The sequence below is a fragment of the Flavobacterium eburneipallidum genome, assembly GCF_027111355.2.
GTDB lineage: Bacteria > Bacteroidota > Bacteroidia > Flavobacteriales > Flavobacteriaceae > Flavobacterium > Flavobacterium eburneipallidum.
On record NZ_CP114291.2, the window covers coordinates 918,577 to 932,972 of the forward strand.

9 protein-coding genes are annotated in these 14,396 nt (G+C 38.9%); all 9 read left to right on the forward strand.

Going from position 1 to position 14,396, the window contains the following annotated elements; genetic code table 11:
• Nucleotides 1-103: 103 nt before the first annotated feature.
• The 9 genes from OZP15_RS03845 (at nt 104) to OZP15_RS03885 (ending at nt 14,311) form a co-directional block, all read left to right on the forward strand.
• Nucleotides 104-1,807 carry a pectate lyase family protein gene (locus OZP15_RS03845; RefSeq protein WP_281337057.1) on the forward strand — a complete coding sequence of 568 codons (1,704 nt, stop codon included), beginning with the start codon at nt 104-106 and terminating at the stop codon, nt 1,805-1,807.
• 104 nt (nt 1,808-1,911) lie between these two features.
• Nucleotides 1,912-2,580, forward strand: a complete 669-nt coding sequence (locus OZP15_RS03850; protein WP_281337058.1) for a DUF3826 domain-containing protein — start codon at nt 1,912-1,914, stop codon at nt 2,578-2,580.
• Between the two features lie 28 nt (nt 2,581-2,608).
• The gene (locus OZP15_RS03855) at nt 2,609-4,315 is read left to right on the forward strand and encodes a polysaccharide lyase (RefSeq protein WP_281337059.1); all 1,707 of its coding nucleotides are present in this window, start codon (nt 2,609-2,611) and stop codon (nt 4,313-4,315) included.
• Nucleotides 4,316-4,386: 71 nt separating this feature from the next.
• Entirely contained in the window at nt 4,387-7,545 is a 3,159-nt protein-coding gene (locus tag OZP15_RS03860) for a DUF6298 domain-containing protein (RefSeq protein WP_281337060.1), read from the forward strand.
• 17 nt (nt 7,546-7,562) lie between these two features.
• A complete protein-coding gene (locus OZP15_RS03865; RefSeq protein WP_269227177.1) occupies nt 7,563-8,960 on the forward strand; it encodes a glycoside hydrolase family 140 protein in 1,398 nt (465 codons plus the stop codon).
• Between the two features lie 32 nt (nt 8,961-8,992).
• Nucleotides 8,993-10,567: a glycoside hydrolase family 28 protein gene (locus OZP15_RS03870; RefSeq protein WP_281337061.1), complete on the forward strand. Its 1,575-nt coding sequence runs from the start codon at nt 8,993-8,995 to the stop codon at nt 10,565-10,567.
• Nucleotides 10,568-10,823: 256 nt separating this feature from the next.
• On the forward strand, nt 10,824-11,327 hold the full coding sequence (locus OZP15_RS03875; RefSeq protein ID WP_180907552.1) for a GNAT family N-acetyltransferase: 504 nt from the start codon (nt 10,824-10,826) through the stop codon (nt 11,325-11,327).
• A gap of 62 nt (nt 11,328-11,389) precedes the next feature.
• On the forward strand, nt 11,390-12,307 hold the full coding sequence (locus OZP15_RS03880) for a glycoside hydrolase family 43 protein (RefSeq protein ID WP_281337062.1): 918 nt from the start codon (nt 11,390-11,392) through the stop codon (nt 12,305-12,307).
• A 129-nt stretch (nt 12,308-12,436) separates the two neighbouring features.
• The gene (locus OZP15_RS03885; RefSeq protein ID WP_281337063.1) at nt 12,437-14,311 is read left to right on the forward strand and encodes a six-hairpin glycosidase; all 1,875 of its coding nucleotides are present in this window, start codon (nt 12,437-12,439) and stop codon (nt 14,309-14,311) included.
• Nucleotides 14,312-14,396: the final 85 nt, after the last annotated feature.

Consider the following 14,396-nt stretch of genomic DNA (forward strand, 5'->3'; position numbering starts at 1 on the left):
ACTTATCCAATTAATAGTAATAATTAGTTAAATAAATCAGCTGTATTTCTTCAAAGAATGCAGCTGATTTAGTTTAACGACAAATTTGAAATCAAAAATTATCATGAAAAAATCTATTTTATTTATTTTATTTCTTCTTTTTTTAGGGAATACAAAAAGTTTCGCGCAATACCCAAAAATAAGCCCTGAAGTACAGGCTCAAGAAAAAGCAATTAAAGAAGAAGCCAATAAACTTTCGGACGAAGCTTGGGAAAAAGCTCTTGTAATTATCGAGCAAGAAGCCAAACAAGGAAAACCTTTTATTCCGTGGGCATCAAGACCAAACGATTTACCACAAGCAACAATTCCAGCTTTCCCTGGAGCCGAAGGTGGAGGAATGTACACTTACGGAGGTCGTGGCGGAAATGTCTATACCGTTACCAGTCTTGAAGACAGAGGTCCTGGAACTTTGCGCGAAGCTTGTGAACAAGGAGGAGCTAGAATAGTAGTGTTTAATGTTTCTGGTATTATCAAAATCAAAAGCCCTTTAATTATTCGTGCACCTTACATTACCATTGCGGGACAAACCGCTCCTGGTGATGGAGTTTGTGTGGCTGGAGAATCTATTTGGATTGATACCCATGATGTAATTATTAGACACATGCGTTTCCGTAGAGGAGAAACTTTTGTGGGTCGTAGAGATGATTCAATTGGAGGAAATCCTGTTGGTAATATTATGATTGATCACGTTTCGGCCACTTGGGGATTAGACGAAAATATGTCGATGTACAGACACATGTACAGCCCAGGTGCAGGCTATCCTGACGAAAAAAAACCAACTGTAAACATCACAATTCAGAACAGTTTGTTCGGAGAAGCATTAGATACGTATAACCACGCTTTCGGAAGTACTTTAGGTGGAGAAAATTGCTCTTTTATGAAAAACATGTGGGCAAGCAACGCAGGTAGAAATCCATCTATCGGTTGGAACGGGATCTTTAATTTTGTAAATAATGTGGTTTACAACTGGTACAACCGTTCAACAGATGGTGGTGATTATACAGCCAACTACAACATCATTAATAACTTTTACAAACCAGGACCTGTAACTAATTTAAATGAACCTATCAGCTACAGAATTTTAAAACCGGAATCTGGAAGAAGCAAATTGTCTTATATGGTTTTTGGTAGAGCACACGTAACAGGAAATATTGTGAATGGTAACGAAAAAGTAACCAAAGACAACTGGGATGGCGGTATTCAAATTGAAAACAAAAAAGGAGAATTGATGGGTTATGACGAAGCCAAAACCTATTTCGACAAAATGAAAAGCGAAACACCTTTTCCAATGCCTTGGTTTTCTAAAATCCTAAAAGCAGACGAAGCCTATGAATATGTTCTTAAAAATGTAGGAGCCACTCTACCTATCAGAGATAAAGTGGACGAAAGAATTGTTAGAACTGTAAAAACTGGAGTTCCAGAATATGCAAAAGGATTAGAGAAAAAGACGTTTTATCAGTTTGAGCACCGTCGTTTACCTGCGGATTCTTATAAACAAGGAATCATCACCGATATTTCACAAGTGGGTGGTTATCCAGAATACAAAGGGAAGCCTTATGTAGATTCAGACAAAGATGGTATGCCAGACATCTGGGAGAAAAAACACGGACTAAATCCAAACGATTCCTCTGATGCCAAAGGAGATTTAAACGGTGATGGATATTCTAATATCGAAGATTACATCAATGGTGTGAATCCTGCCATAAAAGTGGATTGGAAAGATTTAGCCAATAATAAAGAGACTTTAGTTAGACCTTTATTGGATTAAGGATTGAACCGCAAAGTCGCAAAGAAAATAAGTATAATAATATTCCAGTCTCGGCTCCCTCTCCTTTGGAGAGGGCTGGGGTGAGGTTTTTAAAAATTATAACAATGTCAATAAATAAATTTGCCCTATTGTTCCTGCTTTTTGCTTTTTGCCAATTAAGCGCACAACAATATGCAGACCCGGAATACATCAAAGTAACCAACGAAAGAGCAGCCAAAATCGTTGAAAAGTTAGCTTTGGGAAACAAAGCAAAAGAAACTGCTGTAACCAATATCATTGCGCAACAATTCCGTGATTTGAGTAAAATTCATGACGGAAGAGATACTGATATTAAAATAGTAAAAGACGACGCTAGTTTATCTAAAGATAAGCAAAATGAAATCATTGATAAATTGAAAGCCGAAGCCGACAAATCAATTAATGAATTGCACAAAGCCTATTTGGAAAAATTAGCAACGCAATTAGACGAGGCTAAAATAACCGAAGTAAAAGACGGAATGACTTATGGCGTTTTGCCAATTACTGTTGATGGTTATAATGATATGTTGCCTAATTTGACCGTAGCACAAAAAAAATACATTTATGATGCTTTGGTCGAAGCCAGAGAACATGCCATGGACGGTGGCTCATCCAAAGAAAAACACGCTTGGTTTGGTAAATACAAAGGAAGGATCAACAATTATTTGTCGAAAGAAGGTTACGATTTGAACAAAGAAAGCACCGATTGGCACAAACGTTTAGAAGAACGAGAGAAAGCTAAAAAGGCTAAATAATCAATTTTAATTCCTAACAAGAATTCCAATGGCTAACATTTTTCAAAAGAACAGTTTACAAACTACGATGATGGCAATTACTTTCTGCCTGACTTTTTCATCCGCATTTGCCCAATATCCAGAAATTCCAAAAGAACTTCAAGCCAAGACGGATTCTATTTTGGCAAAAGAAGAAATCCGATTGGGCGAAATTTGGAAAAGCAACGAAAATGTGCTAAAGGAAGAAGCAAAACACGGCAAACCTTATTTGCCTTGGGCTTCCTATCCAAAAGATTTTGTGCCTGCAGAAATTCCGGCATTTCCTGGAGCCGAAGGTGGAGGAGCATTTACCCAAGGTGGTCGTGGTGGGAAAATATTTGTAGTTACCAGCTTGGAAGACAGCGGAAAAGGAACTTTCAGGGAAGCTTGCGAAGCTGTTGGATCAAGAACCATTGTATTCAATGTTTCGGGAATTATCCGATTGAAAAACCGCATCAGTATGCGAGCACCATATGTTACCATTGCAGGACAAACTGCTCCCGGTGACGGAATTTGTATTGCGGGAGAAACCTTGGAAATTGACACGCACGACGTAATTATTAGACATATGCGTTTTCGTAGAGGTGCCACCGACGTGACCCGTAGAGATGATGCGTTGGGCGGAAATCCAATGGGGAACATTATCATAGATCATTGCTCGGTAAGTTGGGGATTGGACGAAAATATATCTTTGTACAGACACCAGTTTAAAGCGAACGAAAAATCTACATTGGAGAAATTGCCGGCTGTAAATATTACGATTCAAAACACGATTTCCTCGGAAGGGATGGATACTTACAATCACGCTTTCGGAAGTACAATTGGCGGATTAAATAGTACCTTTATGAGAAATTTATGGGCCGACAACATTTCCAGAAATGCGTCTATCGGAATGTATGGCGACTTTAATTTTGTAAACAACGTGATTTTCAATTGGTGGAACCGTTCTTTGGACGGCGGTGATTATCGTTCGATGTTTAACATTATCAATAATTATTTCAAACCGGGACCAATTACACCAACGGATCAACCCATTCGTTACAGAATTTTAAAACCAGAAGCAGGTTATATGAAACCTAAAACTTTTGGAAGAGCTTATGTTTCGGGAAATCACATAGTAGGAGCTCCAGAAGTTACGGCCGATAACTGGAATGGCGGAATTCAATTGGAAGACCTTTCATTGGAAGCTTCCAAAGAATATTTGGAATTAATCAAACAACCAAAACCATTCGCAATGCCCCAGTTTAAAATAATGTCGGCAGAAGAAGCGTATGAATTTGTGTTGAATAATGTTGGTGCAAATTTTCCAAAAAGAGATGCCGTTGACGAACGTATTATCAAACAAGTTCGTACTGGAAAAATCGAAGTCAAAGACGGTTTGGAGAACACAATTGGCAAGGAATTTATCAAAAGAAGATTGCCTGCCGATTCGTACAAAAAAGGAATTATAACCAATCCCAATCAAGTGGGTGGTTATCCAGAATACAATGGGAAAGCCTATAAAGATTCGGATAATGACGGAATTTCTGACGCTTGGGAAAAGAAATTTGGGTTGAATCCAAACGATGCCTCCGACGCCAACAAAGATTTGAATGGCGATGGTTATACCAACTTGGAAAAATATTTCAATGGTATCGATCCAACCCAAAAAACGGATTGGACAAAAGCTGAAAACAATACCGATACGTTGGCGAAGTCCAAAGGATTATTGCAGTAAAAGAAAATAGAATAAAGAGAAAAGACGTTTGAGAAAAATCTAAAATCTAAATTCTGAAATCCAAAATTAAAATGAATTTTGTTCAACTAAAAAATAGAATCTCTTTCCAAAAAGGCAAACTGGTTTTGTCAAGTTTCGCTTTGTTTTTTATGGTGGCAAATGGAACGGCGCAAAACACATTTCCAGATATTGTAAAAACCAAAGAAGGAAAACTATCTCATACTGCGGATAATCAAGGAAATCAAATTCCTGATTTTTCGTATGCCAGCTATATGGCTTCCGAAAAAGCGATTCCGAATCTGGAAAACAAAATTTTTGTCTCCAGACAAGAAGAAGATGCGACTCAAAAAATACAAAATGCGATTGATTATGTGAGTAATCTAAAACCGGACAAATCAGGTTTTCGAGGTGCCGTTCTTTTAGACAAAGGAACTTTCAAAATCAGTGGAACTTTATACATCAGAAAATCGGGTGTCGTTTTAAGAGGAAGTGGCAACACTGAAAACGGAACCATTCTTTTGGGAACAGGACTTGAAAGAGAAGCCTTGATTCGGGTTTTAGGAGTTGACGATAGAAAATACGGAGAAACTTTCGAATTCAATACCGCTTACACGCCACTTGGAACCCAAAAAATTCAATTAAAAAATGCTTCCAAATTAAAAGTCTCGGACGAAATCAGCATTAGCAGACCATTGACGGACAATTTTATTAAGGAATTGAATATGCAGGATTTTGGAGGAGAAACTTCTTGGATTGGTTGGAAAAAAGACAGTTGGGACATTGTTTGGAACAGGGTCGTGACCAAAATCAATGGTAATGAAGTAACGCTAAATGCGCCAATAACAATGGCTTTGGATGATACTTATGGAACTTCAAAAGTGACAACTTATACTTGGGAAGGAAGAATTGAGCACATCGGAATCGAAAATATTTTGATGAAATCGACTTTTAACGCATCCAATTTAAAAGACGAAGAACATCGTTGGCAAGCCATCAGCATCGAAAACACCAGAAACGCTTGGGTGAAACAAGTGAATTTCAAGCATTTTGCGGGCGGAGCCATTACATTATTGAAAACTTCGCAACAAATCACCGTTGAAGATTGTATTGCAACCGAACCAGTTTCTGAAATTGCCGCTTTCAGAAGACATACTTTTTATACAGAAGGACAGCAAACACTTTTCCAACGTTGTTATTCAGAGTTTGGATACCACGATTTTGCCGTTGGCGGTTTTGGAACTGCGGGACCAAACGTGTTTTTACAATGTGAATCGCATTTGCCTTTTGAAAATAGCGGAGCCATCGGAAGTTGGGCAACCGGAGTTTTATTTGACATTGCCAATATTGACGGTCAGGCATTAAGCTACAACAACCGAGAACAAGACGGAAGAGGAGCAGGATGGACGGCTGCAAACAGCGTAATCTGGGAATCTTCGGCTTCCAAAATAGAAAATTACAGTCCGCCAACAGCTCAAAACTGGGCTTTTGGAGTTTGGGGACAATTTGCAGGAAACGGACATTGGAAAGACGTAAACGGTCACATCAGTCCAAGAAGTTTGTTTTATGCACAGTTGGAAAACCGTTTGGGGAAACTTCCCGTGAAATCCTTTATTTATGATTTAGGTTCAGAACCATCTTCAAGTCCAACGGTGGAAGTCGCTATGGAATTAACCAAAAACTCGGCTAAAACCGCAATGACTTTGCCGGAATGGATTGCCGAAGTTTCAAAACAAAATCCAATTTCGATTAACAATTCGGGATTAAAAAATGCCAACGATTTAAAAAATAACGACCAAGATAAGGTTGCCAAAAACAGTTCTAAAGTAAAAACTGAAAACGGATTATTGACTTTCGAAGGAAAATTAATTGCCGGAAAACAAACAAATGTAGCTTGGTGGCGTGGAAGTCTTTTAGACAAAGAAGTTCAAAAATCGACTCCGCACCTTACCCGATTTGCTCCCGGAAGAACTGGAATCGGATTGACCGATAAAGTTTCGGAAACCGTGGATTATTTAAGTGCCAATAATACTGTCGCTTTAGAACATAATTACGGCTTGTGGTACGACCGCAGAATGGACGATCACGAACGTGTCCGCCGAATTGATGCCGATGTTTGGCCTCCGTTTTACGAACAGCCTTTTGCGAGAAGCGGACAGGATTTGGCTTGGGATCATTTGAGTAAATATGATTTGACCAAATTCAATGATTGGTATTGGACTCGCTTGGCACAATTTGCAAATTTGGCGGAACCCAACGGACAATTGTTGGTCAATCAACAATATCTTCAACACAATATTATTGAGGCTGGCGCGCATTGGTCCAGTTCTCCTTGGCGTTCAGCGAATAATATTAACGAAACAGGATTTCCAGAACCGCCGCCGTATGCAGGAGACAAACGTATTTTTATGGCGGAACAGTTTTATGATATTACCAATCCAACAAGAAAAAAATTACACCAAGGATTCATTCGAAAATCATTGGAAAATTTCCAAGAAAACAGCAACGTAATCCAATTGACAAGTGCCGAATATACAGGTCCACTTCATTTTATGGAATTTTGGTTGGACGAAGCACAAAAATGGAAAACGGAAACCGGTAAAAAAGGAATCATTGGTTTAAGTGCCACCAAAGATGTACAAGATGCCATCTTGAATGATGCCAAAAGAGCCAAAACCGTTGACGCCATTGATATTCGGTATTGGTATTACAAAGAAGACGGTTCTGCTTATGCACCACAAGGAGGCGTAAATTTAGCGCCAAGACAACACGCCCGAAAATTAAAAACCGGAAAAGAAACCGATGACCAAGTGTATCGTGCCGTTCGAGAATATCGCGAGAAATATCCAGAGAAAGTAGTCTTGTATTCTACCGATGGTTCATCGAGATTTGGATGGTCAGTTTTGATGGCGGGAGGTTCTTTGCCTAATATTCCAAAAATAGAATTGCCCGCTTTTTATTCCGCTTTAAGCGAAATGAAATTTGTAAACGGAACCACGTTTTCAGATCCCGTTTGGAAGCTTGAAAATAAAGGGAAAGCTTATCTTTTTTACACAAAGAATTCCCAAGATATTGCAATTGACCTTGCTGCGGATAAAGGAGATTTTGAAGTTTATGCCATTAATGCAACTACAGGAAGCATATCAAAAAACACAAACATCAGCGGAGGAAAAAAGGTTGTAATTCCAGCTTCTGACGTGAAGGAAAAAGTACTATTCGTAATAAAAAAATAATTCAAATACATTCAATAATGAATCCGAAAATTAAATATTTCAACTTGTTTCTTATAAGCTTTTTGCTTTTAGCACAAAGCGGATTTTCTCAATCCAAAAACCTACCAAAACTTAAAGTTTCCAAAAACCAACACTATTTCGTAACCGAAGACGGGAAACCATTTTTCTGGTTGGGCGATACTGGCTGGCTGACCTTCGGGAAACTGGACAGAGAAGGGGTTGTTAAATATTTGGAAGACCGAAAAGCAAAAGGATTCAATGTCGTTCAGGTAATGGTCTTGCATAATGTGAATGCCGTAAATGTCTATGGCGATCAGGCATTAATGAATGAGAATGTGGCGCATCAAATTACTTCACCGGGCAACGATCCCAATAATGCTCCCGAATACGATTACTGGGATCACGTAGATTACACCTTGGATGTAGCTCAAAAAAACGGAATCTACTTGGCAATGGTGCCAGTTTGGGGAACCAATATTAGTAGTGATAAAAGCAAAGTAACGAAAGCGGATGTTGAAAAATACGCCAAATTTTTAGCCGATCGATATAAAAAAAGAACCAATATTATCTGGCTTAACGGAGGAGATACTTACGGAAATAAATTTCAGGACATCTGGAACGCACTTGGAAGTATTTTAAAAACCAGCAACCCAGATCAATTGGTGACTTTTCACCCATTCGGAAGAACCGATTCGTCAGAGAATTTCCACAATGCATCTTGGCTGGATTTCAATATGTTCCAATCCGGTCACAGAAGATACGATCAGGATACTTTGAAAAATTCCTTTAAAGAAGACAATTTCAAGTTTGTGCATAGAGATTGGGATTTAAAACCAACCAAACCAACCCTTGACGGAGAGCCATCTTACGAAGGAATTCCCCACGGATTGCACGATACTTTACAGCCATTATGGAAAGACAGCGATGTAAGACGTTATGGGTATTGGTCGGTTTTTGCTGGCGGGGCAGGTTACACTTACGGTCACAATGCCGTAATGCAAATGTTCAGAAAAGGTGACAAACCAGCTTATGGAAACAAAATTTTATGGGATGATGCCATCAATGCACCAGGAGCCGGACAAATGGTACACATTAAAAACCTGATGTTGGAATTTCCGTATTTAGAAAGAGTTCCAGACCAAACTTTAATCGCGAATCAAGGCAAAAAATACGACTATCAGGTTGCCACCAGAGGAAATGATTATGCCCTGATTTATACTTATACGGGAAGAAAAATTACCGTTAATATGGGCAAAATTTCAGGAGATAAAGTAACGGCAAGCTGGTACAATCCAAGAAATGGCGAAAGAACAAAGATTGGAACATTTGATAACAAAGGAACCAAAGAATTCCAGCCTTCCGGCAAAAATGAAGATGGAAACGACTGGGTTTTAATCCTAACATCGAACAAGTAATCCGCAAAATCTGCTTGCAAAAAAAGAACACTATGAAAATCAAAAACATCATAATAATACTTTGCTTAATAACCGGATTAAACACCGCTTTCGCAAATGACGGCTGGTTGAATATCTTGAACGAAGGCGGAAACAACAAAGGCATAAATTGCACCGAAGCCATTCAAGGTGCTATCGAAAAAGCATCAAAAAACGGTGGAGGAACTATTTTTTTTCCAGCCGGCGAATATTTAACAGGCGCTTTAAAACTAAAAAGCAACATCACTATCCATTTAGATTCAGGAGCACTTTTAAAATTTTCAGAGAATTTCGATGACTACCTTCCGTATGTAGAAATGCGTTACGAAGGAATCGTGATGCAGTCTTTCTCCCCATTATTTTACGCCAAAGACGTAGAAAATATCACCATCAAAGGAAGAGGCATAATCGACGGACAAGGAAAAGCGTGGTGGAACGAAGTGTACCGAATCGAAACCGCCAAAGGCCCGATCCCGGAAACCAAATACCAAAAAATGTGGACCGAGCAAAACAAAGGAATCGTTTACGAGCCGTATTACAAAAGAACAATTGACAAACACTTTTTCCGTCCTTCTTTTTTTCAGGCTTACAATTGTAAAAACATTTTGATTGAAGGTGTCACGTTTAAAAACTCGCCTTTCTGGACCATAAATCCTGAATTCTGTGACAACGTAACCGTAACCGGAATCTCCATTTTCAATCCGCATTCACCAAATACAGACGGAATCAACCCTTCGTCCTGCACCAACGTTCACATTTCAAATTGCCACATCAGCGTGGGCGACGACTGTATCACTATCAAATCGGGTCGCGATGCCGACGGCCGTAAATACGGAAAAGCAACCGAAAATGTAACCATCACCAACTGTACCATGTTAAGCGGTCACGGAGGTGTCGTTATCGGAAGCGAAATGTCGGGCGGAATCAAAAAAATCACGATATCCAACTGCGTTTTCGACGGAACTGATCGTGGAATCCGTATCAAAGCCGCTCGTGGTCGTGGCGGAGTGGTCGAGGACATTCGCGTCGACAATATCGTAATGAAAAACATCAAGGAAGAAGCCATTATTTTGGATCTTTTCTATGACAAAGACAATCCCGTAGAGCCTGTTAGCGAACGCACACCGATTTTCAGAAACATCCACATCAGCAATGTTACGGGCGGAAATGTCAACAAAGCCGGATTCGTTCGCGGAATTGTTGAAATGCCAATCCAGAACATCACGTTCTCCAACATCAATATGGACGGCAAGGAAGGTTTTACCATAAACACGGCGACCGATGTAGAATTTCACGATGTAAAAGTCAATGCAACAGTCGGTTCCTCTTTCAAAATCACCGATGCTAAAAACCTGATTTTGGATAATGTAGGATCTTCAACGCCAATAAAAGGAGTTCCGGTTATCAAAATCGACAACGCTTCGAACATTATGATCAACAACAATTTTCCGTTCAACGCCACCGATATTTTCATCGAAGCCAATGGAAAAGACACCAATAATATTTTCCTAAAAAACAATGTGTTCAACAATGTGACTACAGTTGTGAAAAAAGGAAAAGACCTGGATAAAAAAGCAATTACAGAATAACGTAATTATTTTCAGGAGCAGAAAAATTAGGCATTTTTAGGAAGCATTGTCCCGCTTTCCGTTACAATCTTTTGTGCCGAACACCGGCACAAAAGGATTTCCACTGCAATCGGGGCTAAAGAGAGAGATTTTGCTTTTTTGCCCCATTAAGAGGAAACGCCTAATCCTGCAAGGTCTTTTTTTGACCTTGTAGGTATTTCATTAGACAAAATCATACCTACAAAGTTTTGGACACTTTGCAGAAAAAAATAAAAAAATGGGAACAATAAAAATAGCTGAAATTAAGTCTAATAAAAATAGTGAGTACAAAGAGTTTTTAACGATTGGACTCATTAATGACGAAGAAAATTTTAGGATTACGCCAAATGACGATTTGAATTCAAAGTTTCCTACCAATGATAAAGAAGACAGTTTTACATTGGGTGCCTATGTCGAAAATGAATTGGGAGGAGTCGTAAGTTTTACAAGAGATGGAAATGACAGAGAAAAATTAAGACACAAAGGAATTTTATTCAGAATGTATGTTTCAAATGAGTTTCGTGGCAAAGGAATTGGAAAACAACTTATAGAAGAACTTATAACAAGAGTTAAGAAAAGCAACGACATTGAACAAATTAACTTAACCGTAATTTCAAATAATGCAAACGCCAAAAAATTATATGAAAAATTCGGTTTTGTAACGTTCAGTTCTGAAAAAAATGCTATTAAATGGAAAGGAAAATATTTTTCAGAAGACCAAATGGCATTACAACTTAAATAAAAAAATCTTCAGTTTTGACTTTCTCACTTTTGGAGAAAGTCGTGGAGAAGAAAAATATAACAATGAAAAAAATATTCATCATACTAACGCTTTCATTTTTCGCTGTCAGCTATTCCCAGAAAAAAAAGGAAATTTTCCTTTTCACCTCTTTCAGGGAACCCGCTACCGAAGGTTTGTATCTGGCGTACAGTGAAGACGGTTATAACTGGAAAGGCCTTGAAGGTTCGTTCCTAAAACCCGAAATCGGTGCCAGCAAAATAATGCGTGATCCCTCCATCACAAAAGGCGCAAACGGAACCTACCATATGGTCTGGACAACCGACTGGAAAGGCGGAAACGGATTCGGATACGCCAGTTCCAAAGATTTAATTCATTGGTCAAAACAGGAATACATTCCCGTGATGAAACACGAACCCGAAGTCGTAAACGTGTGGGCACCCGAAATTTTTTACGATGATGTCAAAAAAGAATACATTATCATCTGGGCATCCACAATCCCATTCCGATTCGAAAAAGGAGTAGAAGATGAAAAAAACAACCACCGAATGTATTACGTAACCACCAAAGATTTCAAAACCTTTTCGGATACCAAATTATATTACGATCCTGGTTTCAGCGTCATCGATTGTGTGATTGTAAAAAAAGGCAAAAAGGATTATGTATTGGTTCTTAAAGACAACACCAGACCGATGCGAAATATCGAAGTAGCTTTTGGAAAATCACCTTTAGGCTCATTCGAAAAAAGATCAAAACCCTTAACCGAATATTTATCAGAAGGTCCAACGGTTGTAAAAGTCGGTAAAAACTGGTTGCTGTATTATGACAATTACGGATCAAAAAATTACAAAGCCTTGAGCACTTCCGATTTTGTAAATTTCGAAGATGTCTCATCCAAAATAACCCTTCCCGAAGGACACAAACACGGAACAATTACAACAATTTCCGAAGAAGTTCTAAAAGGATTAATAGAAAAGAAATAAATTAATGCCACAGATTTCAAAGATTAAAAGGATTAAAAAATCTGCTAAATCTGCCAAATCTGCGAGAAAAAAATAGACAAGCAAATTCAATAAAAAATCTGTGAAATCTGTGGCAAAAAAATAAAAGCAATGATTGCATTTCAAAACATAAAAACCAATATCGTAACAGCAACAACTATTTTGTTGAGCTGTGTCGCAGTCAATTCGGCGCAGGCCCAACAAGACACGATACGATATACAGGCAAAACACTTTCCAATGTCGATTACCATCACGGACAATTGAGTCCGGCAGTTGGCGTTCACGCTACACAGATTATGCGTGCCAGCCGTGAACATTCTGAAAAAGCAGATGGTTTTGGCTGGACGTACAATCACCAGTCCATGATGGCGTATTGGAACAATACCTTTTACCTGCATTATTTAAGCGACCCGTCAGGTGAACACATTCCGCCAAGTCAGACTTTTATGATGACTTCCAAAGATGGGGTAAACTGGACAAAACCAGCCGTGCTTTTTCCAATTTACCACGTTCCTGACGGCTTCAAAAAAGAAGGAGTAGAAGACGTTGCCAAAAATATTGATGCGATAATGCACCAGCGAATGGGCTTTTATGTTTCATCAGACAACAGATTACTGGCAACCGGTTATTATGGAGTTGCCTTAGACAAAAAAGACGATCCGAATGACGGAAAAGGAATTGGTCGTGTCGTGCGAGAAATTTATAAAGACGGCACATATAGTCCAATTTATTTTATTCGATACAATAAAACCGGAAATCCTTTGCCAACGACTTTTCCATTTTACACCAAAAGCAAAGACAAAAAATTCATCAAAGCCTGCGATGAGCTGATGTCAAAACCTTTACTGATGCAACAATGGGTCGAAGAAGCCGATCGTGATGATGAATTAATTCCGCTTAAAAAACAATACAAAGCCTTCAATTATTACCATTTACCAAACGGAAACGTAGTTGGTTTATGGAAATTTGCTTTGACATCTTTAAGCAAAGACAATGGTAAAACTTGGGAATACACGCCATTAAGAGCGCCCGGATTTGTAAACAGCAACGCCAAAATCTGGGGTCAAAAAACCTCTGATAATCGTTATGCAACCGTTTACAATCCGTCAGAATACCGTTGGCCATTGGCAATATCCACCAGTGATGACGGACTGAATTACAAAGATTTATTATTAGTTCACGGTGAAGTAAGTCCGATGCGTTACGGTGGTAACTATAAATCTGCAGGACCGCAATACGTTCGCGGAATCCTCGAAGGCAACGGAACTCCGCCAGACGGAAAACTGTGGGTAAGTTACAGCGTCAACAAAGAAGACATTTGGGTCGCTTCGGTACCGGTTCCCGTAACAAGTGAAGTAAAAGAAAACGCCAATGATGTTTTCAACGATTTGCCAAACGGAGAAGAATTAAAATTATGGAACACCTACGATTTGTCCTGGGCATCCACCAAAATCGAAAAGAAAACAGACGGTAAAAAATGGCTGACTTTACGAGATCAGGATTTTTTTGACTATTCCCGTGCCGAGCGTGTAATTCCGTTTGCACAAAAAATGGAAGCGACTTTCACCGTAAAACCCGAACAAAATAACCACGGATTGTTGCAGGTAGAATTCCAAAACAAACAAGGACTGCCTGCGATTCGCATCGTTTTCGATTCGGATGGAGAAATAAAAGTGAAGCACGGAGCCCGTCACGGCGGAATTGGAAAATATGAAGCCGGAAAAGAATATACAATAACAGTCAAATTGGATGTGACTTCCAGGTCATATACGTTGAAAGTGAATGACGGCAAAGAAACCAACAAAATATTCTATGCGCCAGTTGACGGAATTTCACGTATTATGTTCCGCACAGGAGATCAAAGATATTCGCCAAATGCAGATACAGAACCGGACACACCAGATTTTACAGACTTACCGGATACAGGAAAATTAATTCCGGAAGCGGTATTTAATATTCAGTCATTGGTTACGAATAAATTGTAAAAAAAATATAACCGCAAATTCCACAAATTCCCGCAAATCTTTTAACTGAAAGAAAAAGAATAATTTGTGAAAATTTGTGCAATTT